The sequence below is a fragment of the Pseudomonas sp. B21-053 genome (genome assembly GCF_026016365.1).
GTDB classification, from domain to species: Bacteria; Pseudomonadota; Gammaproteobacteria; order Pseudomonadales; family Pseudomonadaceae; genus Aquipseudomonas; species Aquipseudomonas nunensis.
In genome coordinates this window covers 3,186,076-3,206,712 of sequence record NZ_CP087205.1, presented here as the reverse complement: position 1 = coordinate 3,206,712, position 20,637 = coordinate 3,186,076, and the positions used below count along the sequence as shown (strand labels likewise).

Sequence of the window (20,637 nt, the reverse complement as noted above, 5' to 3'; positions counted from 1 at the left end):
AAAAACCACCTCATGGGCGGTCTGCTTGCTGTGTTCTGGCTACGTTTTGTCTTCTGCGTAGATCGATGCAGAGATGATGGCGCCGCCCCAACGGCGCTCGCCGATGCAAATCGGCACTGGGTTGCCACTCGCGGTTGTGTTTTTGGCGCTGCCAAAGGCGTAGGACGGCATGTTGTCAGGCGATGCGCTCTGTTTGAGCCCCGACGCTTGAGGACTGAGCATTTGGAGAACGCCTCCCGCGATCATCGCGATGCCCACCGGGGCCAAGGTGGGAATCCAGATACTGGCCACCAAAAGAACCACACCGATAATGGTTTGAAGAATCCCGGCTCGCTTACTGCCTTCTACAACTGGAACAATGCGGATGTGTTGCGTCCCAGACAGGTCGAATCCGTCAGGTCCAACATTCTTTCCGTTTCGGAAAATAGCGAACCTCATGCCGAGTCGATCAAGTCGCCGGATCTCATCCTCGAAACCGTCAATTGTGTGCCTCAGCGCCTTGAACACCTCCCATGATTTACCGGAATCCAGCAGGCGGCGATGAATTCGGCCAAACTTCTTTGCCAGCGAGCCAGACAGCTGGATAGTAGCCATGGGCTGATAATGAATTGCGGTCGCGGCCATATTTTCCTCGGGCATAAAAAAACCGCCCGAGGGCGGTCGTCAAAAAATTGGAATTAAAGACATCCTCTAACAGCAGACTCTATGCCGCTCCGACCCGGCATGCCCGACCACGCCATTCGCTGACGCAGAATCACCGAGCTGCCTTCAGGGGTTTTGTTCACATCAAGTAGCTCATCCGCCATATTGTTGCTCGCAACCCAAAGTCGATATCCCGTCTCAGTTTCTACCATGGACGAATCAGTCCTTGATGCCTGCCATTTGGGAAACACGCACAAGGCGTAGCGCTTTGGATCTTTGGTTGTTGTGGTCTTCACTGTCGGATCATTCGACTCAAGATCAGTAGGTGAAACACAGCCCGTCAGCAGCGCAACAGCCAACGCTCCTAAGAAAAGTTTCATGCAGGTCACTCCTGTGGAAAGCGCCACCATATCACCGGTTTGCGCCTGTACGAATTCCCAGTAACTCCCCGCCAAGGTTCAGGAGTAGCGTTTGGCCTTTATCAAAGCCAAGGAGCGGTCATGTCTATCAGAAGCCTTGCTAAAAATCTTCCGGCGGACCCGGACAACGTCGGCTCAGTCCTTGGCTGGGGCGTAGTCCAGAAATCGCCCTGGAGGTTCGTCGACATTTACGCATCCAGAGATGCAGCCGAAGCTGAATGTTCAGCCCGAGGACCGCGCTTTAGCGTCGAGTATGGATCTCACCGACTCGGAACGGACGACTTCATCGGTGGATCTACGCCTCCGATGACACAGGAAAATCCACCTCGGCAAACGTGAGACTGCCCGGACCTGATACGAGATCAGCCTTCAAGCCAGGCTTACCGTTATAGATCCGGGTATAACCTGGCCCGCCGGGCCCGACCTTGCCTGAGAGGGTCAACCGGTCAATCTCGACACCCGCTTCTAGAATCGCTACCTCGGCTTCGGCGCCGCAGATGTCGCCGTCGGTAGCGGTGAATAGGTTATGAATGGTCAACATGTAGTTCTGGTTGGATTGCATACCCTTATCCCGCGGCCCTGCCGCATCATGTGGTTGGTTGTGCGTCTTTATGCCTGAGGATAAGGCGTGTTCGGTCAAGCCATGGCCCACCGAAGACGATGATCTCGCTCGGGCGTCCGTACAGGTGGTGCAGCAGGAAAGGCCCAGGCCCGAAGCTGTTCGACTCCTCCCCGGTCAGCGTTGTATCCGTGCCGAGGTAAATACCAGCGTGATTCGGGTGAGCCGTTCGGCCGACCGTCATAACGATCATGTCGCCGCGCCGCGGCCGGTCCACCTTCACGAAACCGGCAGCCTCGTAGTTCGATTCGTAGAGGCTTTCGGCTTCTGCGTTTTCCCACCAGCCATCGGCGCGCTTGAAGGTTTCGAATTCCAGCCCCCACTCGCGCTGATACCAATCCGCGCAAACCTGCCAGCAATCCCAGGCACCATGTACGAATGGGCGCTTCAGCAAAGGAGTGTCGCCTGTCGGCATCACGGTTCGCAGATCGCCCTCTGGCCAGCTGAGAATGTGCCAAGGCATCGCGGTTGCTTCGCACATGGCGAGATCGCGAGGCGAAGGCCGGCTGGTGGCGTCAGGGTGCGAGTGAACAATGCCGATCACCTCACCGATGTCTTCACCGGCGGCATACCCTTCCGGATCAATTCGAAACTCTTCATTCGGCTCAGTCGAGATATTGCGGCACGGGTAATATTGCTGCTTTCGCCCGATGCGCAGCAGCAGACCGCAGCACTCTTTCGGGTATTCGGCGGCCGCGTGAGCCTGGATCGCGCTCAAAATATGTTTGCGCATGATCAGCTCCGGGCAATGAGGGAAACCGCTGGAAAGCCACCAAATGGCAGCGGATTGCCGACCCCGAAACGCGGATCACATCCTTTAGCCAGAGTCCCATCACATTCATCCAGCTCAGGGTTGTCGGTGGGCACGCCGTCTTTCGTAACGTAGCCACCGGTGTACCCGCAGTTTGGCCCGCGATATCCACCGGTGAGGCACCAGTGGCACAGCGTGGTCATCTGCCGGCCTATTGATTCGCCACCCACATCACCCGGGCTCGCGAGCTCCCAGCTGACGTTCTCCCCGTCTTCGTTGGTCTTCTGATCGACGTACCAGACTTCGATCGTCTCCTGAGTAGGATCAGCGCCCGGGTTGCCTGCCGGGAAGTTCTGAGCGTCCAGATAGCTGCCCAGCGTGTGTCGCATGGTCAACTTGAACTCCAGAAGATCGTCGAAGGCCAAACACAACGCAGTAATGCGTCCATTGACGTTGCCTACCGACAGCGAGGGGCGTACTGCTGTGCCGTCGCCGTTGGCCTCGATGCCATCGATCTGCATTGGCCAGGCACTGTACTCGTTACCCTGAAACCAGATCGACTTTGCGGGCAACTGGTCGGCGCTCGCTCCGGCGGAGATCAATTCCTCAGGCGTGTGCGGGATGGCATGTCCGTGAAAGCGCAGCACGTCGGCCCCGTAGTCCGAGCCGTCCAATTCGAAGAGCAGCACTTCGCTGCCAGGCTCAAGAACCTGGATGTCACTAATCAGCGGCATGGTCGCCCCTTATGGTTGGAAAGCCCGGTCGAAAGTGGCCGTAAGCTTGAAGACGGTGCCGCCCACAGGAGTGGGAACCGGTTTTTTGCAGGTGAAGAGGCCGAGCTCGCCAAGTGGGGTTGTCCAGAGAAACGCCTTGGCGCCGGCATGCCGGTCAAAAAACGCCATGATCTCCTGCACCTTGGTTTTTGGCCCGGTGTAGGAGATCGGATAGGAGTCAACTTTGTTGTTCGGCCCGTCGCCAGACTCTTGTTTGTAGCCATCGCCAAACTGGGATGTGCGCACCCGATAGGTGATATCGGGCGCGTCTCCGTTTTGTGTTGGCCAGGTGAAGCGCTCAATCGCCACGGCTATCTCCCATTGATTCGTTTCCAGATTTCGCCGCCTGGCTGAAGCTCTTTCGCGATCGCTCGATCAACTACTGCCTGGGCTACTTGCTGTACGCCTTTGCCTAAATCGGCCGAAGCCTGCTGGTTGGTGGTTGGAGAATCGGTACCACCGGTCTGCACGGACACCGCAACGGGAAAGTTGTATGTGTCCCCGCCATTGCCGCCACTATTCCTGATTGCCGAAACGCCTGGACCTGCACCGGAAGTCAGCGGAGTGACGCTGCCACCATTCGCACCGGTCATGAGGAAGGACTTGCCACCCTCGCTGTACAACTCAGGCCCTAACTCGTTGACCTCGTACAGGGAGTTTGGCGCGACCGGGCCGCCGGCAGCTCTGTAGCCAGAGAAGTCGACGTTGGTATATCCGGCCTGGGTTGAGCCCGCTGACGCTGGAGCGGACCCGCTACCAGTGAAGTAGCTGGTGGCGGCTCCTACCAGACTGCCCAGCAACGCCGAACTGGCCTGCCGAGTAGCTATACGCGCCATGTCAGCCAAGATCGACTTGGTGAAGTCCGCAAACGACAGCTTCCCGGTCATGGCGAAGTTGACGATCGCGTCCTCCATCGAGCTGAAGGCATTGGTGAACAGGCTTTTCGTCTGTCCAGCGACATCCCGTGCTGACTCCAAGTAGTTCTGCCACGCTGACGATGCACCGGCGCTCCAGCTGCCCTGGGCGTCGGTCATCTCGTCATAGTTGGATTGCACGGTGTCGTGCAGATCCTGCTGCGTGGTTTTCAACGCGGCCAGCTTCTTGGTGTACTCGTCGAGGCTCATGCCGCGCGAGCCGTCACCGTACTGGTTGGCTAGGTCGAGCTTCTGCGAGTTGATGCGGTCGTCGATGGCGTTCTGTTGATCGGTCAGGCCGCGCTGTCGATCTCCCTGGCCAAGTCCGGCCGCGGCTCGCTGTCCTTGCTGGCGTAGCGTGTCGACTTGCTGCTGCAACGCACTGGTGTAGGTCTGGACGGCGAGTTCCTGCTTCTTCAGCCGGCCCTGCTCGTTCTTCGCCAGCACATCCAGCTCGCTGTCCGCAGCTTTTTGCGCCTTGACCATGTCAGCACGCGCGTCGGCGATCTTCTGGTCGAGCTGAATACGCTGCTCGCCCGTCGTTGTCGCCTTGCCTTTGGCCGCCTCAAGAGCCGCGATCTCCGCCTCGTAAGCCGCAGTGACCTCGTCCCGCTCGTTGCCGATCAAGGCTTCACGCTTCAGGAGATATTCCTGCTGCGAGATCAGCCCGGCCTTCTGCGCGGCATCCAGTTGTTTCTGGGTGTTCGAGTAGTCGGCCTGGATTTCCTTAAGAGAGTTTTGAGCGGCGTTGAAGGCAGTGAGGTCGACGGCTCCAGCGGACGCTGCCTTCGGATCCTTGTTTTTGTCCTTGATGTTCTGGATGGCCTTAGCGACAGCATCAGGCTGTACCTCCGGAGCATTCGGGGTAGCCTCGCGCACACTGGCGACGTACTGCGTGTACTCCCTGATCAGCTTATTGCGCTTTTCCTCAGCGGTGAGGTTGGCATCGTTGATAGCCTTCAGCTTGATGCCGTCGTCAATCCCCTGCTTCTGGATGCGATCCTGGTCTTCCGCATTCTTCGTCCGCTGCTCGCCGGTAAATACCATGAGCTGCAGCTGATACAGTTCCTGCTTAGATGCAGAAAGTTTCTTGGCTGCATCAGTGTCATTCGGGTCCGCGTTAACGGCGCTTTGCGCGTAGGCAACCTTCTGGCTGAGTTCGGCTATACGCTTGGCTGGCCCTTCGTCTCGGCCAATGCTTTTTATCGCGTCGAGGGACTTCTTGGCCTCGTCAGTAATATTTTTCCAGGCTTTTTCGATGGTGCCCAGGTTCTGGGTGATTTCCCCTGCCCGGCCCTTTACGGTGTCGGCATAGGTGTCGGTCAGCAGCTTCGCGGCGCCGATGGTGTCGCCCTGTTCCTTGAGTGCAACGATCTGCGAGTAAACCGAGGCGGTCAGGAAGTGGTACTGGTCGTTCAGTTCCTTGGCAGCACCGACCGGGTCTTTCGCGATTTTGACGAATTCAGCTATTGTCGCGTCGACCGACTTACCGGTGGCGTCCTCCATGGCTGCCGCCGCGTCTGCAATCTCCTTGAAGCTGTCTCCAGCGACCACGCCACTTGACGCCAGCTTGGCCAGCGATGCCGCTGCTTCGCTAGTGGTGCCGTTGGTGGCGCTCACCTGCTGCGCAAGATCAGCCAATCGACCAGCTGACGTACCGGCGTAGTTGCCGGTCAGGATCAGCGCCTTGTTGAACTCATCAGTCTCTTTGCTGCCTTGGCTGTAGCCGTAGATCAAGGTGCCAATTGCGGCGGCTGCCACAACTACTGCGGCAGCCATGCCCATAAAACTCAGCGATGCGCCGGAAACGCTCGGATGGAGCGCGCCGTATGCCTTCTGCGCATTTTCCGCAGCTTCTGCCGCTGTGTTCGAACCTTCAGCTAAATCTGACAGGCTCTCGCCTGCCTTGCCAGCGTTCTCGGCCACGTCCTTGGAGTTGGCCGCGATGCCCGCCAGCGATTCACCGAGCACCGCCGCACCAGCGCCGCCGGTGAACAGCGAGCGGAACTTATCTTTCAGCGCATCGAAGGTATTCCCGACACCGCCGAACGAATCCTTGATTTGGCCGCCCTGCTGGATCAGGACCATCAGCGGGTTCTGGCCGCCGGCCAAACTGGTGAAGATGTCGGTGAACTGTGCAGGTAGTTGACGCAATGCCGCCTGGGTTTGCGCTGAAGAAACTCCGGTCTTCTTCAGGCCGTCATCGAAATCACCCAGCTTGCTCCGGGTTTTCTCTATATCAGCCGAGTACGCCTTGAACTGGTCTGAATCAATATTCCCGGCCTTCAGGTGCTGCTTGAGCAATTCCTGCTGCTGATCAAGTCTTTCATAGGCGGCAATCGTCGGATTGATCTTGGCCAGCAGAGCCTGAAGGCCCTCGGCTTGAACACCTGTCGCCGCCGCAGCTCTCTTCGTCGCCTCTGTTTGCTGATCGAGACTCGGGGTTAGCGTGTTCAGATTTCGCTGGATGGCAGCAAAATCAGTTGTTGAAGCGCGCGCGGCGTCCATCGCCGCGGAGTTGTTATTTACGCTGGTAGTCAGCCGCTGGTAATAGTCGCTTGAGTCGAGCGATGCCTTGGCCATGGCCGTCAGACGCTTCATCGCGTCGTCAGTGGATTCGGACAGCTTGCCCTCAGCCGCAGCCAGGCCAGCTGTTGCGGTGGCTGCCTTGTCGAATCCGGCAGACATGCTATCGGCGACTTTCTCTGCTTTCGTCCCTACCTGGACAAGCCGTTCCAGATCCGTGGCGGCCTGAACGGCATCGCTCGTATCTACCGCTACGCCCAACTGCGCGATTGTGCCCGACATGAGTGCTCCATTACTTCGATTCGCTCATGACGAGCAGGGCTTCGGCCTCCATCACCTGAAGGTCAGGAAAAATCTCGGCGATTTGTTTTTTCTTGATGCCGAGGTAACCGGCTACGTCGCGAATGGACGTGTAGTCGAGCCCGGTGGCGCCGCACGCCCCCGTACGCCACTGCGTGGCCAGGGCATTGAAGAGGCAGAAGGCCGGCCAGTTATCTGACCAGACTTCGCATTCATCACCGTAATCCTCAGCCGAGAAGCCAAAGGCGTCCTGCCCTTTTATGCTCGGCTGATAGAGGGAGCGCGCGACGCCGGTCAGTTTCCCAGGCGAGCCGGGGAAAATGCTTTTTGGTAGGCGTCGACCACGGCATCACCGGCACCGGCCGAAGTCTCGACCAGTGCGCGTATCGATTCAGGGCTCAACTTGTCGTCGAAGCCCCAGCCGGCGACCAACTGAGTGACCTGCTCCACCTGACGCTCGATGTGGGAGTCGGTAATTTCGATCAGGGTGAGTTCGTCACCTTTCGCCTTGAAGCGCTCCTGATCCTCCTTGGCGCTCTCCTGCCAGCCCGCGAACAACGCGGCGAGTTCCTTGCGATCCCGATACTTGAACTCGAACGGCACCTTGATCGTGGTACCGCCGACGCGCGGAATGTCCACGTCGGCTTTGAAGGTGGGGTTCTGGGCAATCTTGAACTTGGCCATGAGAACCCCTTAAGCGCCGTAACGGATGAATTTTGCGACCACCGCAAACACGGCGGTTACCGCCATGATGTTGTTCTTGGTCATCGTCGGCACGTTGTCGAACGACGCGTAAGCGTTGTAGGCGATTACGCCGCCAGAGGCGAGGTTCACGCGGACCGCGCGAGGTTTTTTGTCGTCGTCAGCTTCCAGCAGAACATCGTTGTGCGGTAGCGCCGGGTCATCAGCCATGGTCAGCGTGAACGACAGCGGAGACTTTGACGTTGGGATCTGGTGCTCATCGTCCTCCTCGAGGAACGAATAAGTGACGTTTTGCTGATCGCCACCGGATTTGCTCGACTCCGTCACTTGGCTGACGGGCACCCAAGTCAAAATCTTCCGTACAGAGCCACCGCCAGAGCCTGGAATAAAGCGCGCTGCATTGAGCGTATTGATCTTCTCCAGCACGAACGAGTCGGTGGTCACCGTCTTGACTCGCGCAATACGATTGTTCAGGCGTGCCCAGCCGGAAGTGACTTCAACGAAGTCGTCTACCTCAAGGTCGTGGCCCGCCGACGACACAACCGCTTCGGCTGCATTGGTGATCGCGGTAAAAATGATCGGCGTGTCATACGAGCCAGCGATAGCGGCAGTCGAGCCATTGGGTAGAAAAACGGCCATTGGTGTTTCCTCTTTTCAGAAATGACAAAACCCGCTCAATGGCGGGTTCTGGGTTTGCCCAATGGGCGGATTAGGTTGTGATGTCGGCCCGGTACTGAAACGACACAGGCACGGTGAACGTGGTGTCGTCAGGAATGCCGGGGCCAGGGTCGACCGGGGTCATGGTCACCACTGTCAGCGCGCCTTTGGTGCTCCGCTCGTACAGCGGGAACAAGGCGGCGATCTGATCAGCCAGCGCACCGGCCGCGCCACGATACTTACCAGATGGCGTGACGATGCTGACCTGAAACACGCCGGTGTACAGCTTGTGATCACCGCCGAGCGTGTTGCTCGCGGTATCGGCCGGCAGCGTGAAGGCTCGCAGGTAAGTGGCGCCATCGATGGGCGTGTATGCCTCGTTCTCGACGACGACCTTCAGCGGTACCGGCAAGGCTTTCGCCCAGGCGATCAGCTTGGCCTCGTAGATGGAAGCGATGATGTTGTGGCTCATACCTGGTTGTTCCTGATGGCCTCCTGCACGATCTGCTGGAAGCGAGCGACGGTGATGCGAACCATGCCGCCCGGCGCCTGGGTCGAATGCCCAAACTCCAACGGTATCGCGTAGCCAAGGCTGTTGGTGATGTAGCAGGTATCGCCCGCCTTGAATTCGATGGCACCGGCAACGATTCGCGCCGTCGATTTGGCTCCGCTCGGATCAACCTCTTCGGTCGTGGTGCTGTCCGGCGCGCCAATGCTGAACATCCAGTTGCCGCGGAATCGGCCGCCGACATAGCCACTCGGCGCAGAGATGTCCATGCCGTCGTTCAGCTTGCGCCCGGCCTTCAATCGCCCCGCCTTTGTCAGGTTGTCAGGATCACTACGCAAGCCGCTGTTGTGATCGTCCACGGCCTTGTTGTACTGACTCGCGACGGCGTTCTGCGCCCAGATTTCAGGGTTTCCCACCGGTGACATCCGGATAACGCTGTTGCCAACCTCGATGATGATCTCGCGCAGGCTCGCGTCGATGGCTTCCGTAGCCTGGGCTGCGAATTCGGCGAGGCTCAGGGCGAAGCTGCCGGACTGTCCCGCGCCGGCTCGGCTCATGACCTCACCTGCAATTCGTAGAGGATTGGAGTGCCGGCTGGGTTGGACTCTTTCAGCGGCGGAACGATTGACCAGATGCGACCCTGGACGATGACCTTATTCAAAAGGCCGGGAGCCCACTCAAGCCCCTTCGCGGCGAGCTTGAGCTTCTTGTCGCCCTGCTTGATGAGGCTGTTGTTCTGAAATTCTTGGCCGGTGAAGTCGAGCAAGATGCCCTGAGCGGTTTGCTCGGCGACTGTGCCAGGTCCGGCGGTGCCGGTAGCAGGGTCGTACTCGCCGGCGGTGGCCGCCCGGATGATCACGGGCTGTCCGAACTCTGTGATCATCTCCAGAGCCATCACGGCCGTTTCGTCGTAAAAGGCCATGGTGGCTCCAGATGTGAAAAGCCCAGCGCGATGGCTGGGCTTTTGCTTAGAAACTGAGCATTTTTTTAATAAAGGTCTTTAACGCTTCATCAGCGATCGTAACGGCTCGCTTTGCCGCTTCCGGATCATTCACGTTTCCCGCCATTCCTGAGATAGCGGCAAGATATGCCTGCGTCCAAAATTCACGTTTTTCATCAACACTAGGGACCATTCGTAACCCTCCTTCTGTCAAACAAGAACGCTACCATTACGCCCTTACCGCAAACAATCCCCTTCTTTGAAGGTAGTCAGCGAACTGTGTGGTGCTCGGTCGATCCGGTGCCGCTGGCAACAATCGGCCGCTGGTGTTGGAAATTGTGGCGTACTCGCGAGTTACCGCGCCTTCGACACGCTCCAGCGTCACGGCGCCTTTGCGCTTGTCGATCGGGTCGATATCGTCGGTGTGAATCTCAGCGGCCAAGGCCATCTGGCCGTACTGGATTCGCGCAGGCAGATAGTTGTCGGGCTTGATCTGGTAGTCCAGTTCAACGCCCCGGCGCGGCCAAGCCAAAGCCTGATCGCTGTCCGTCTTGCGCCCCTTCCAGGTCTTGCCATCCATCACCAAGGCGGCCCGGCGAAGCAGCGCTTCTTGCGCGGGCTCGTCCGCAGGGATGGTCACGCCGAACTTGCCGGCGTACATGACCAAGTCCGCGGCGCTCGCGTAGCTTTCGGCGTCTGGCTTGCCGGTGCCATCCTCGATGATGAGTGTCATGGATCAACTCGCTGGATTGAGCTTTGAATGATTGGCCACCGGATTACCGGTAGCCAGCAGTATCACGCCTTGGATAGATCAGCGACGAGCTTTTCCAAGGATTCTTTCGAGGCGTTGGCACGGTAGGCGACGCCAGCAGCATCGAGCCGATCCTTCAGCTCAGCAATGTCCTTTGCCTCTTTGGTTTCGTCCGTTTCCGGTCTTGCATGTGCAGCTTGAGCCAGGAGATCGTCCACCTGCTTTTGCAGGTTACTCGCGCGCTCAACTTCAGCATCACGCTGATCGACCAGGTCAGCCATCTGGAGACGGAGGCCGTCAAGCGTATGAAACAGGCGGATTGCGAGCTCACCGGCTTCGGGCTTCTCAATCTCACCTGCGTCCAAGCCGTCGATCACAGCGCGGACCGTATCGCTTTCGATCTGCAACTTGCCGATCAGCGCCTCCAGTTCAGCCTTGTTATCACCAGCACCTGCTACCAACACCTTGCGCGCAGCTACTTCTATCGACGTCACTTCAACGCCAACGCGTTCGTAGGCTTCAACCACCTTCGGCCAATCGCCAATAACTAGGGCGCTGGTCACACCTGCTTCCGGCTTATCAAAATGCTCAGGATTCCGATATCGCTTTTCCGGATCGAAGCCACCAAGCTGATTGCTGTAGGTCAATTCCATGATGCTCTCCATGGCAGCCATTGCTGGCCGCACAGTGATTTAGGGTTTAACCGCCAGTGACCGGAGGTGTTGCAGTCAGTTGAATCATTACGCCGGCAGTGACCTTGTTGCTACCGGCATGTTTGATCCAGTTTGCAGCGGAACCAACAGCGGCCAGTGTCGGGTTTGAACCGCCAGTAGCTGCCTTCCAGCTGTAACCCAGAACATCGATGTTCACGGTACCTTCAGCGCGGTAGCCAATGCCGAGGTTTTCTTCGTCGTTCACTTCATACGAACGGAAGCCTGGGGCTTGAGACTCGGTGATCGTCACGGCATTCGGCAGCAAACCGAAGATCACATCCGCTGGTGCGGTATCGGTCACCAGCACCGGCTTGCCCAGAGTGCCAGGCAGACCGCCATAGATCACGACGCCCGCTTCTTCGTAGATTTTGTTGGTGATCGCTTCGTCGACGATGTCGAAGTACGCACTGGAGTGCATGACCCAGAGCGCGATCCGACCGAACTTGTCGCCGAACTTGCGCATGCCGCGAGTCAACGTCTTCTTGCCGTCGGTTTCGATGTTGGCGGAAACCACCATGTCGGTGTTGGAGCCAATGGCAGCACGAAGGCCCGCGGTGGCGTACTGAATGAAGCCTTCCAAGGTTGCATCGGCAACGTCGGCACCAACGATTTGGGAGAACTCCTCGACCGGACGGCCACGGCGCTTGAACGCCTCCTCGGTCGTTTGGTACGGGCCGTACTTCCACGGAGCTTTGACGCCCACGGCTTCACCAGCGCTGATCTTCTTGGCGGAAACCTTGCCTTCAGAGTTGACGTCACGGTGCTCCAGCGAGCCGTTCAGCTTGTAAAGAGCGCGCTTACGGAAATCACCCTCGATCAGCTCGTTGTCGAGCACCATCGCGCCGTTGGAGGACGCATTGAACACATCGAGGTTATCCTGGACGCGCTCCAGGTATGCGGTTTGCGCCTCATCGTTGTAGATGATCAGGTCGTTGTTAACGGTTGTAGCCATGGGTCAATCCCCTTATTTAGGCAACTGCAGATATGCGGTTTGGCCGTGCTTGCGCTGAAAATCGCGCTTCTGCTCGGAAGTCATTTCGGAGCGCTTGAATGCAGCCTTGCCGCCACCCCCGCCCGGGGCAAATGTTCCCGAAGCCCTTGGCCACAGGTGAGGTGCGCTTTCGCGCAGAGATTCCGCCCATTCAAGCGGAGACAAAGGGGTCTTGCCGTCTTTACCGAGGATGGTCTGGCCGGACTCATCAACGGCGACTGCTTCGCCATCTTCGTTCAGAGTGAACACGCCTTTGGCGCGTAGGATGATGTCGTCGGTTGCTTCCGGCAGCGCGCCGGCCTTCAGTGCTGCGCTGCGCACCGAATCGCCCAGGACTTTGCCCTGGAACTTGGCAGCGAACGACTCGGCTTTCTCGGCGCGCTCGCTGACGGATTTGAGCTGCTTGTCGTAGTCACCACGCAAGCGCTCGGTTCGACGGTTGAAGACCTCGTCTACCTTGCCCTCTGTCAGCAGTTTGGTTTCTTCATCCTGGCCTGCCCGACTCAGCAACCCTTTGACGGCTTCGATGTCGATGCCTTCAAACTGGGTTTCGAACTGGGTCAGCTTGCCGGTGGTGTCTTTCAGCTTGCCCAGCAGTTCCGTGTTCTTGGTTTTCAAACCCGAAACGGATGCTTCAACGGCAGTCGCGATAGCGGCCTTGATTGCCGGGTTTTCCAGGTCGATTTCAGTTTCATCTGTCACTTGATAGACTCCTAGCGCCGCCTACACGGCCTAAATTAGTTTTTGTTGAAAACTCTCAAGCAAGGACCGCCTCATGAAAGATTTAGACCTTCGCACGCATAATCTTTTCTGTCGTTTCACCAAGGGTGGAGACTTAACTTCCGAAATAATAAAAGCTCACAAGCTTATTGAAAAAGCGGAGGACTCCGTTATTGAAACAACTAATGAAACAGTAAAAAGAAGTCTGCGAAAGCCGCCCAAGATGCAGGAACTTCTACCAAATATTGCAGCGTGGGTTTGGGAGGCATCACATGCTCTTACTGAGCTGAGAAACATCGCGGCACATGATCAGCAGGTGCTTGAGTCACCCCATCCCCTCGCATTGCCTAAGGCAGTAGAGAAATTCATTGACGTAGTTACAAGCAACACAACTGGAACCAACTTCGAACTTTCGAACAAGGTCAATTTATCCGCATTCGAAAGAGCATCTTTCACTCTTTTTACAGAACTCTTGGAACACGTTAAGACTTCACCGCTGCCACCGGGATCCATTCCACTAAACGGCCTTCACTACGGGGAACCTCCGCAAGACCCAACCGAAGCCCTATTTCAAAGCGTGACACAGTAGCGCGCTATTTCATCCCAGCCCTTTCGAATGCCAATGGCTCAAGCCCTTTCATTTCCGCCAGTGTCAGCGGCGCAAAGTTGCGATCAAGCTGCAGCTCTGCGAAGCGTTGGACACTCAGCCCGCCCTCACGGAACAGCTTTGCCCGTACCGGGCCTATGGCAACGTCCTGGAACGAAGCCGGCTGCTGCTCAAGCCAGTGGTAGTAGTCGAGGCCTGCGCTGACCTGGCCTGCTCCATCCGCCCCAACTGACGCCCGCGTAGCGCCCTTGGCGAACATCTCGCTGAGCTTGGTCAGCAAAATGAATGTGGTGCGGCAGTTCGGGTGAAACGGTGGCCGGGGGCCGGAGTCGACCGGGAAACGCCGCTTATCCATCGAGCGACATTGCTGGCTGGTCTTGCTGTCGAGCGTGGCGACCATTTCAACTTCGGAAACGATATCCGTGTTGGCCTTGGCCACCTCCATACGCGCCTGGGAGGCCACATGCTGAATAGCGGTGTGCACTACCGTGCTGGCGTTGCGATTGGTGGTGGCCAGGACTCCGTCTTTGTAACCGGCCGCCTTGGTGCCGCGAATGCTGCGGATGACCTGAAAGTTCGTCTGCCCTTCGAAGAAGCCCTGCCGAATGGTGCCAGTAACTCGTTCGCGCTCGGCGGTGGTCCAACCCTTGATGAACGACTTCAGCAGCTTGCCGCCGCCGGTGCCGCGCACGCTGAGTGGATTCGTCAGCACCGCTGCCCTGATCGCAGTTACCGTCGGCGCAGCCACATCAAACGACACGCCGACTGGCGCAGACCTGGCCAGGCTCGTCACCTCAAACTCGGCTTCGTAGTTGGCAATGTCGATCAGGTCGAGATTCAACTGGGCGCTGTAGCGGTCGAAGATGCCCAGCAGCAGGCTATCGACTTCCTTCAGCAACGCTTCAAGACGCTTGACGTTGTACTCGGTCAGGTCCGACTGGGTGAGCCTGTCACGAATCGAGCGGTCAATCTCCTTGAGGAACGGCGCGAACTTCCCGACCTCACCTGCCTTCAGCTTTTCGAGGAAGACCGCGTGCCGGATCGTGGCGTCAAGAACTGCTTGGTTTGCCGCCATTTGGTGTTACCTCATCGTCCAGGCCGAGGCCGTCGCCTTGCTCTTGAAGCTCACCATCGATCTGCAGGTCTGTGCGCTCCGGGGCAATCAAGCCCAGTTTGCGCAGATAGGACCGAAGGTCTGCCTTCGCGAATCCGCCGTTCTGCCACAAGCTAACCAAAGCCGCGATCATCTGCGGATCAGCCGTAAGCTCAACGAACTCCTGATTGACCTGGTACGCGACCTTGTCGGTGATGCCCATGTAAAGTCCACACCACATGATTGCCCGGGTGTAGGCCTCGCTGACGTTGGCCACGCAACCGGCCAGGACCGATGTCGACGCAGACTGATCGCCGCGGGACTCGGTAGCCGTTTTGGCTGCCAGTGATGCGACAACCATTCGCGCCCCCAGCTCGATCATCATCTGGTTCTTGTCGGCCATGGCCTCCTTCACCAGAGTGTTTGGCAGTGGCTGCGAGTAACCAAACTGGCCGCCAGCTGGAAGCAGCATCGGCGCCCGAGAGCCAACGTAAACGCCGTTTTTCTCCATGTGGTCGCGCCACTGTTCATCAAGTCCAGATATCCATGGCTGAGCCTGGCCACACCAGAAGACGCTGTCTTCGTAGTCAGCGCTGTTACGGTAATGCCCCAGGTTGATGATCGCGATGTCGTAGAGCGGCGACTCGTCGATAGTTGGATCGTTGTTCTGTGCACCGATGAAGGTAAACGGGATTTCCTTGAGGCGCCCGGTAATGCCTTCCGGCGTGAATGTCTCGGCGACCTCAAGCGGACCGCCACCTCTCGGGCCAGAACGGCGCCAGACTCGACAGATAAAGCCTTCATCCTCAAGCGCAAGCTCGCGGAACTGCTCGACAGCTTTGAACCCGAAGCCGTCCTCAATCTCCAGCATCTCCCGCAACACGACCAGGGTCAGTACGTTGTGCCCGTTCACCATGCCAGTGCGCCAATTGATGATGTCCTCGGCGCAGTACGAAAGGATCACCGAATGGCCACCGACGCCCTTGTCCTGGTGGTAATCGACGTACAGACCGTGACGGCCGGCCTCAAGCACCTTTTCCAGCGTGCCTTGCGAGTGCTGGTAGATGCTCACCCCGGATCCGTTGGCGTTGTCCTGCAAGTACTCCAGCTTCTTCGGCGCGGTCAGCGTCGGGTCTTTGTGGAAGGCCAGACCCAGCAAGCCATTGCGTGTGTGTCCGGTGGCGTTTTTGAACACCGCCCGCTCGCGGTAGGACTTGTTCCGGTCGATGTTTTCCGGCGACTTGTCATGTGCGTTGATGTACGGCAGTCGAGAAACAACCCGGTGCTGGCCGGCGCAGACATCGCGCACGGTTGCCCAGCGCTCCAGCGCTTCGATGTAGTCCGCCCGCTTGAAGGAGACGTCGTTGCTCATCGGGCGAATCCCATTTTGATTGCGGTGACCGGTTTGATAATCGGGTACTCGCGGTGAATGAAGTAACCGCCGCCGTCGTTAGCGTGGTCATTGCCCTGGCTCTTGTCCGGCTCGCCGTTGGGCGCCCAGATCTGCTGCTCAAGGCCATCGGCGTATGTAGGGCAAGTGAACGGGTTCACCAGGTAACGCCGCTCGCCCTGCGCGTTGCAGAACATGGCGTTCATGGCGTTGATCCGGTCCTTGACCGGAGGGTTAGCCGCCGGCGCGATGACCGTGAAGCCCGCCTGCTTGAGCATGGCGATATCGGTGACGCTGGCGTTGACCGACTTGCGCGAATCACCCGAGGCGTCCGGGTAGATCCGAATCTCGCAGGTCTTCTTGTAGTCGTTGCCGGTGTGCTCCCAGTAGCGCTCCTTGATGCGGCGAATCATGTCCGGCGTGTCGTAGCCATCCATCAGCTCATCCACCGCGCGGGGCAGCCCCTGGTCGCGCTTGACGTGAGTCACAGCCGCCATCTTGCCGACGTTGAAGTCCATGCCGATGAACAGCGGCTCACCCGGCTGCACAGTGTCGAAGCACTGGTTCAGCTTGCGGTCATACGTGTGGTAGATCGATCCAGACGTCAGGTTGACGAACTGGCCGTTCAGGTACGCGAGGATCAGCTGCGGCGGATACGACTCCATCAGCGATTCGATGTAGTCGCTTGGCAGGTTCAGCTCGTTGTCGAACGTGCTGGCCTGCACCAGACCATACATCTCATTCAGCTTCGGCTTGTCGCGGAGCTGCTTCACAAATTGCAGGAAGACGAACTTGAAACCTTCCGGCGTCGTGGTTACGTCCACCCCGTTCTTCAGCCCGGGCAGGTTGTAACGCATCCGAGCGATGATCTTGCGCCAAGCTTGCTGAGCTTTGATCGACGTCAGCACGTCCAGCTCATCCACTAGGGCGTGGCCAATCTTGAAACCGACGATCGTCTGCGGCTTCTCCATCGACCGACAAATCACAGTGCCGCGATACTGCCGGCCGCTGTAAATGTGAACCTCGTGGTTCGCCTGGTTGATCTTGGTCTTTAGCCCCCAGTCATAGGCCACCTCCTCCACTGTGGGATAGAAGATGTCGCGGATCTGCGGGTAGGTCGGTGCGAAGTAGCCACCGTTGACGCCGGGCCACTCCATGAAGTGCTTGCACAGCGCCGAACATCCAACCCAGGTCTTGCCTGAGCCGAACCCTGCAACGAATGCGCGGAATTTATGGGGCAACAGGAGGAACTTCGACTGCGGAACATTAAGGCTCGGCATTCGGCTTCCTCGCATCCACTACATCGACCTGGATGCGGGTCGGGATTGCTGGCTCATCGTCCGGTTCGTCCTTCCGGTGCCGGTTGATGTACATGTCGCCGCTCTCTTTCGCGGCCTGCTCCAGGATCTGCATGGCCAAGCCAATGTTCTTCATCGTCTCGGCACGCTCTACAAATCGATTCATTGCGCGGAGGCGGAAGGCTCGGTTCGCGATCGGAATCTCTGCCGTCTCTTCGCGAAAGCGCTTGCGGGTGTCGTGAAACAGCGTCACCCACTTCTTCGCCAGATCTCTTCCAGCGCGCTTGGTGGGGTCTTGGGCCTCACACTGCTGGCGGGTGACTTCAATGCCGAACTCTTCTCGGACAGCGGCTGCAACCTGCGAAGGAGTGTCAAAGCACGCCAAGGCCTGAACCATGAAGCCTTTCACCTCACTGTTCAGGGCTGCCATAGGATAATTTCCGTCTTAGGTCTGTCAGGGGTCAGGCCGATCTGAGCAGACAGGTTCCGCAGGCCCTCGATATGTTCAATTTCCCCACCTCAGCAGGACTGTTTGCAGCATCCACCAACGCTTGAACGTCAGGGCTCGCACCGTAGCGGCGGACCACACCGACGAACTCTTCGACGTCGTGTCCACGCATCTCGATCTTGGGTGCGCCTTCCTTGGTGAAGGCCGGCTGACCGTATTTGTCTTTGGCGTGCGCCAGGTGATACATCTCGTGTTCGATCAGGGCGCAGAAGTCGGCGTCTGAACACTGGGCGCAGTAATCGGCAGCCAAGGTGATGATGAAGGCCGGCACATCGCCGAACCAATCACGCATCTGTTGTTCCATCCGGGCTTTCTGCCACCCACCAGCGCGGAACGCTACCTGTTCGGCTTGGCCCAGGACTGTGCGGCCTTGCTTCTCGAAGCTCGACGACGCCCACATGATCCGGATGTCTGCATCCAGTAGATGGGCATGGTCTTCGTTGTGGATGCTGCCGGTGTCGGCAAGGATCTCGGCTTGGAGCCACTCCCATATTTCGGGTGCTGATGTCAGGCGGATACCGACGTCGGATAGATCAGACAGCTCAAGCAGTGACACTGGTGGCATAGGCCGTTTCATCGGTTCATCCCCCCAAGCAGAGCGTCTGGTCTATGGTTAACCAACTGGTCAACTAATAAAGGAACTTCGAATGATCGAGCGCATCACCGAGAGCTTGGTAGTACAGGCTGCCAGGGAATGGGCAGCGCGAAAGAATAAAAGCGATGCGGCTGCCGTAGCCAATGCTCAGGAAACGATGGTCGCTCTCAAGGTCAAACTGAGCGATGAGGAGTACGCACAAGCACTGGCAAAGCTTTATCGCGATTACGAAGAGTCGTAAAGCGTGTTCAGCTCACCATGATGTTGGTCTGCACCTGGGCGTGCCCGTGCAACAGGGATACAACCAGGCCTTGAGGAAGGCCGGCCGCCTTGGCAGCGTCTACCGCCTTGGCGATGGCGCTATCCAGATCGGCGATGGCCTTGTTGATGTCCGGGCTCATCGGCAGCACGTGGCGCAGACGGGTGACGTTGTTCATGCTCACTCCAATGTCGCGACACGATTTGATGATTCGCGAAACGTGTCGCGGGCTACTTGCTCTGACTGCGTTTGATCTGTGCGTCGACCTGGTCGGCGCACGTATCCAGCAGCTTGATAGCCTGTTCCTTCAACTCCCACACATCGCCATTGAGGCGAAGGTCAGACTCGTCAGGGTCTACCCGCTCACAGGGGATCAGCTCAGGGGCTTCCAGCCTTACTGTTTCTGTCTTTACCACCATTGGTGGTGGCTTTCCCGCGCAGGCCGTCAGGAAGAGGCTGAGCAGCCCAATCACGAACAGGTTTGCTTTTGAGCTTGAGATCTTCAAAGTCTTTCCTCGCCTTCTGGGCTTTCTTCTCGCTGACACTGATGCGCTTGGCCAGGTCCGCGGTGTAGGCGGCGTTGCGCTGGGCTTCGGCGCGAAGGGTGGTGATCGTCGCCTGGCTCTCGGTGTTGGCCGCGATGGCGTCTTGCTTGCCCTTGGCCTCGATCGTTACCTGACCTTCAAGCGCGATGACCTGGTAGTGCTGGATGCCCAGCAACAGGCAGGCAACGAGCGCGATGATTGCTGCAGCGGCGAAGGCCTTCATAGCGAATCCACCTTGCGGCCCAGGAAGCGGGTCACCATCTCGCGTATGGCCGTGACGCCGAGGAACCCAATGGTCCCGCCGGCGGCAACAGACAAACTCGATGGCCAAGCCATCCACTCAATGACGCTACTGGCTGACAAGCTCAACCCACCGCAAATAAGCGATTCGAAGCAGATCCGGCGCTTGCTGGTTTCTTTAGCGTCATACAGGACGCGCAGAAAGGAGATGAGGATCGCCATAATTGCGCCCTGCCAAAGTGGATTGCTCAAGGCCATCCAGATAGCGGCCCAGGCGTCCGGGTTCTTTTCGGGCATGAGCTTCATCCGATGTCCTCCCTTTCGGGGAGCGTGATAGGTCCGGCTCCAACAGCACTCCCAGCTCAGAGCGATGGGTGTGGTGGAGCCGAAAACGAAAAAGCCCGGCGCAGTGGCCGGGCTCAATAATTGGTAGAAATCGTTAAGGCGTGGGGTGTTCGGTCGATACCGAATTTACGGCATCCACGTCCACCATTTCCTCGTCGACAGGTGCTTCGTCGTCCGCAGGCAACGGCATTTCAGGCTCACTACGCTTTGGATCATGGCCTGTTTCATTGTCCGTATCGCTCGTTACGCCCTTCTGGGAAATGTTCCCTGGCGCGTTTTCGTCAATGTCCATGCTTAGTCTCCGTTCTGAGGCGCGGGATATCCGTGCATGAACTTGAGAGGCGGCGCGGATCGGCAAGTGCCGGGCGCTGGACGAACGGCAGATACAGTAAGCCCGGCACTTGGCCGGGCTTCAAACATTCCGCGGAGCAGTTACCACCTTTTCTCCCGAAGCATTAACCAGCCAATGAAAGCAGCGCCGGCCCCGACCAAAACCCCAAAAAAATCAGCTTTGAAAAGAGACGTCTCGGAAGGCTTGTCGCGACTTTCCATCAGGGATGTCCAATCTCTGATATCGGGAGGGAAAACTACGTTCCATCCGTGTGGAGCAAACATAAGTATGGCGAGCAGCAGCGCGAGCAGTCCATAGACCCAGTTTCTTTCCGAGTAGACATCGATCCTCACCACAAATATCGCTAACCCAGTCAGTAAAAAGGCTAGAAATCCCGTAGAAAAAAACTGAGAAACCAGTGATGAAGCCGTGTTCAGAAAATTCATAGATGCCCCCGAGAGTAATTCTTCTCGGAGACTACCAACTTGGATCCAATCTGT

Annotated in this window: 30 protein-coding genes; 2 read left to right on the top strand and 28 right to left on the bottom strand. The window is 57.9% G+C overall.

Going from position 1 to position 20,637, the window contains the following annotated elements; all coding sequences use genetic code 11:
• Window positions 1-39: 39 nt before the first annotated feature.
• The 18 genes from LOY68_RS14795 to LOY68_RS14705 all read right to left on the bottom strand — a co-directional run bounded on the left by LOY68_RS14795 (window position 40) and on the right by LOY68_RS14705 (window position 12,908).
• On the bottom strand, window positions 40-624 hold the full coding sequence (locus tag LOY68_RS14795; RefSeq protein ID WP_265045784.1) for a tail assembly protein: 585 nt from the start codon (window positions 622-624) through the stop codon (window positions 40-42).
• A gap of 53 nt (window positions 625-677) precedes the next feature.
• A complete protein-coding gene (locus LOY68_RS14790; protein ID WP_265045525.1) occupies window positions 678-1,022 on the bottom strand; it encodes a hypothetical protein in 345 nt (114 codons plus the stop codon).
• 334 nt (window positions 1,023-1,356) lie between these two features.
• Window positions 1,357-1,623 (bottom strand): hypothetical protein, encoded by a 267-nt coding sequence (locus tag LOY68_RS14780; protein ID WP_265045522.1) that lies wholly within the window; start codon window positions 1,621-1,623, stop codon window positions 1,357-1,359.
• A gap of 25 nt (window positions 1,624-1,648) precedes the next feature.
• Window positions 1,649-2,413 (bottom strand): C40 family peptidase, encoded by a 765-nt coding sequence (locus LOY68_RS14775; RefSeq protein WP_265045520.1) that lies wholly within the window; start codon window positions 2,411-2,413, stop codon window positions 1,649-1,651.
• 2 nt (window positions 2,414-2,415) lie between these two features.
• Window positions 2,416-3,165 carry a phage minor tail protein L gene (locus LOY68_RS14770; protein ID WP_265045518.1) on the bottom strand — a complete coding sequence of 250 codons (750 nt, stop codon included), beginning with the start codon at window positions 3,163-3,165 and terminating at the stop codon, window positions 2,416-2,418.
• Window positions 3,166-3,174: 9 nt separating this feature from the next.
• Window positions 3,175-3,513 carry a phage tail protein gene (locus LOY68_RS14765; protein ID WP_265045516.1) on the bottom strand — a complete coding sequence of 113 codons (339 nt, stop codon included), beginning with the start codon at window positions 3,511-3,513 and terminating at the stop codon, window positions 3,175-3,177.
• Between the two features lie 2 nt (window positions 3,514-3,515).
• Complete coding sequence (locus LOY68_RS14760) at window positions 3,516-6,926, bottom strand: phage tail tape measure protein (protein ID WP_265045515.1); 3,411 nt, start codon at window positions 6,924-6,926, stop codon at window positions 3,516-3,518.
• 10 nt (window positions 6,927-6,936) lie between these two features.
• A complete protein-coding gene (locus LOY68_RS14755; RefSeq protein WP_265045783.1) occupies window positions 6,937-7,206 on the bottom strand; it encodes a DUF1799 domain-containing protein in 270 nt (89 codons plus the stop codon).
• A 32-nt stretch (window positions 7,207-7,238) separates the two neighbouring features.
• Complete coding sequence (locus LOY68_RS14750; protein ID WP_265045513.1) at window positions 7,239-7,628, bottom strand: phage tail assembly chaperone; 390 nt, start codon at window positions 7,626-7,628, stop codon at window positions 7,239-7,241.
• A gap of 9 nt (window positions 7,629-7,637) precedes the next feature.
• Complete coding sequence (locus LOY68_RS14745) at window positions 7,638-8,285, bottom strand: phage tail protein (protein WP_265045511.1); 648 nt, start codon at window positions 8,283-8,285, stop codon at window positions 7,638-7,640.
• A 70-nt stretch (window positions 8,286-8,355) separates the two neighbouring features.
• Window positions 8,356-8,775: a DUF4128 domain-containing protein gene (locus LOY68_RS14740; protein ID WP_265045510.1), complete on the bottom strand. Its 420-nt coding sequence runs from the start codon at window positions 8,773-8,775 to the stop codon at window positions 8,356-8,358.
• Window positions 8,772-9,368: a hypothetical protein gene (locus LOY68_RS14735; RefSeq protein ID WP_265045508.1), complete on the bottom strand. Its 597-nt coding sequence runs from the start codon at window positions 9,366-9,368 to the stop codon at window positions 8,772-8,774. The genes LOY68_RS14740 and LOY68_RS14735 overlap by 4 nt, the downstream gene beginning before the upstream one ends.
• Window positions 9,365-9,733, bottom strand: coding sequence for a hypothetical protein (locus LOY68_RS14730; RefSeq protein WP_265045506.1), 369 nt, complete (start codon window positions 9,731-9,733; stop codon window positions 9,365-9,367). The genes LOY68_RS14735 and LOY68_RS14730 overlap by 4 nt, the downstream gene beginning before the upstream one ends.
• Before the next feature lie 46 nt (window positions 9,734-9,779).
• Window positions 9,780-9,944 (bottom strand): hypothetical protein, encoded by a 165-nt coding sequence (locus LOY68_RS14725; RefSeq protein ID WP_265045505.1) that lies wholly within the window; start codon window positions 9,942-9,944, stop codon window positions 9,780-9,782.
• Window positions 9,945-9,980: 36 nt separating this feature from the next.
• Entirely contained in the window at window positions 9,981-10,484 is a 504-nt protein-coding gene (locus tag LOY68_RS14720) for a DnaT-like ssDNA-binding protein (protein WP_265045503.1), read from the bottom strand.
• Between the two features lie 62 nt (window positions 10,485-10,546).
• Window positions 10,547-11,155 (bottom strand): hypothetical protein, encoded by a 609-nt coding sequence (locus LOY68_RS14715; RefSeq protein ID WP_265045502.1) that lies wholly within the window; start codon window positions 11,153-11,155, stop codon window positions 10,547-10,549.
• A 46-nt stretch (window positions 11,156-11,201) separates the two neighbouring features.
• Complete coding sequence (locus tag LOY68_RS14710; RefSeq protein WP_265045501.1) at window positions 11,202-12,167, bottom strand: Ig domain-containing protein; 966 nt, start codon at window positions 12,165-12,167, stop codon at window positions 11,202-11,204.
• A gap of 12 nt (window positions 12,168-12,179) precedes the next feature.
• Entirely contained in the window at window positions 12,180-12,908 is a 729-nt protein-coding gene (locus LOY68_RS14705) for a hypothetical protein (RefSeq protein WP_265045499.1), read from the bottom strand.
• A 73-nt stretch (window positions 12,909-12,981) separates the two neighbouring features.
• Here LOY68_RS14705 and LOY68_RS14700 point away from each other — a divergent pair, with 73 nt between their 5' ends.
• Window positions 12,982-13,515 (top strand): hypothetical protein, encoded by a 534-nt coding sequence (locus LOY68_RS14700; RefSeq protein ID WP_265045498.1) that lies wholly within the window; start codon window positions 12,982-12,984, stop codon window positions 13,513-13,515.
• Between the two features lie 4 nt (window positions 13,516-13,519).
• On the opposite strand, the gene LOY68_RS14695 is transcribed toward LOY68_RS14700, so the two are convergent.
• The 5 genes from LOY68_RS14695 to LOY68_RS14675 are packed head-to-tail and all read right to left on the bottom strand — an operon-like array spanning window position 13,520 to window position 18,399.
• Window positions 13,520-14,608: a minor capsid protein gene (locus tag LOY68_RS14695; RefSeq protein WP_265045496.1), complete on the bottom strand. Its 1,089-nt coding sequence runs from the start codon at window positions 14,606-14,608 to the stop codon at window positions 13,520-13,522.
• Window positions 14,583-15,998, bottom strand: coding sequence for a DUF4055 domain-containing protein (locus tag LOY68_RS14690; protein ID WP_265045495.1), 1,416 nt, complete (start codon window positions 15,996-15,998; stop codon window positions 14,583-14,585). The genes LOY68_RS14695 and LOY68_RS14690 overlap by 26 nt, the downstream gene beginning before the upstream one ends.
• Complete coding sequence (locus tag LOY68_RS14685) at window positions 15,995-17,296, bottom strand: terminase large subunit (RefSeq protein ID WP_265045493.1); 1,302 nt, start codon at window positions 17,294-17,296, stop codon at window positions 15,995-15,997. Before LOY68_RS14685 ends, LOY68_RS14690 begins: the two co-directional genes overlap by 4 nt.
• Window positions 17,283-17,744 (bottom strand): DUF2280 domain-containing protein, encoded by a 462-nt coding sequence (locus LOY68_RS14680; protein WP_183678702.1) that lies wholly within the window; start codon window positions 17,742-17,744, stop codon window positions 17,283-17,285. Before LOY68_RS14680 ends, LOY68_RS14685 begins: the two co-directional genes overlap by 14 nt.
• A 31-nt stretch (window positions 17,745-17,775) precedes the next feature.
• Window positions 17,776-18,399: a putative metallopeptidase gene (locus LOY68_RS14675; RefSeq protein ID WP_265045490.1), complete on the bottom strand. Its 624-nt coding sequence runs from the start codon at window positions 18,397-18,399 to the stop codon at window positions 17,776-17,778.
• 70 nt (window positions 18,400-18,469) lie between these two features.
• Here LOY68_RS14675 and LOY68_RS14670 point away from each other — a divergent pair, with 70 nt between their 5' ends.
• Complete coding sequence (locus LOY68_RS14670) at window positions 18,470-18,658, top strand: hypothetical protein (protein WP_265045488.1); 189 nt, start codon at window positions 18,470-18,472, stop codon at window positions 18,656-18,658.
• Between the two features lie 7 nt (window positions 18,659-18,665).
• Here LOY68_RS14670 and LOY68_RS14665 read toward each other — a convergent pair whose 3' ends face one another.
• The 5 genes from LOY68_RS14665 to LOY68_RS14645 form a co-directional block, all read right to left on the bottom strand.
• A complete protein-coding gene (locus LOY68_RS14665; protein WP_265045487.1) occupies window positions 18,666-18,854 on the bottom strand; it encodes a hypothetical protein in 189 nt (62 codons plus the stop codon).
• Window positions 18,855-19,054: 200 nt separating this feature from the next.
• A complete protein-coding gene (locus LOY68_RS14660; protein WP_265045485.1) occupies window positions 19,055-19,444 on the bottom strand; it encodes a hypothetical protein in 390 nt (129 codons plus the stop codon).
• Window positions 19,441-19,767 (bottom strand): phage holin, lambda family, encoded by a 327-nt coding sequence (locus LOY68_RS14655; RefSeq protein WP_265045483.1) that lies wholly within the window; start codon window positions 19,765-19,767, stop codon window positions 19,441-19,443. Before LOY68_RS14655 ends, LOY68_RS14660 begins: the two co-directional genes overlap by 4 nt.
• Window positions 19,768-19,900: 133 nt before the next feature.
• Entirely contained in the window at window positions 19,901-20,098 is a 198-nt protein-coding gene (locus LOY68_RS14650) for a hypothetical protein (RefSeq protein WP_265045481.1), read from the bottom strand.
• A 140-nt stretch (window positions 20,099-20,238) separates the two neighbouring features.
• A complete protein-coding gene (locus tag LOY68_RS14645) occupies window positions 20,239-20,583 on the bottom strand; it encodes a hypothetical protein (RefSeq protein WP_265045479.1) in 345 nt (114 codons plus the stop codon).
• Between the last annotated feature and the right edge of the window lie 54 nt (window positions 20,584-20,637).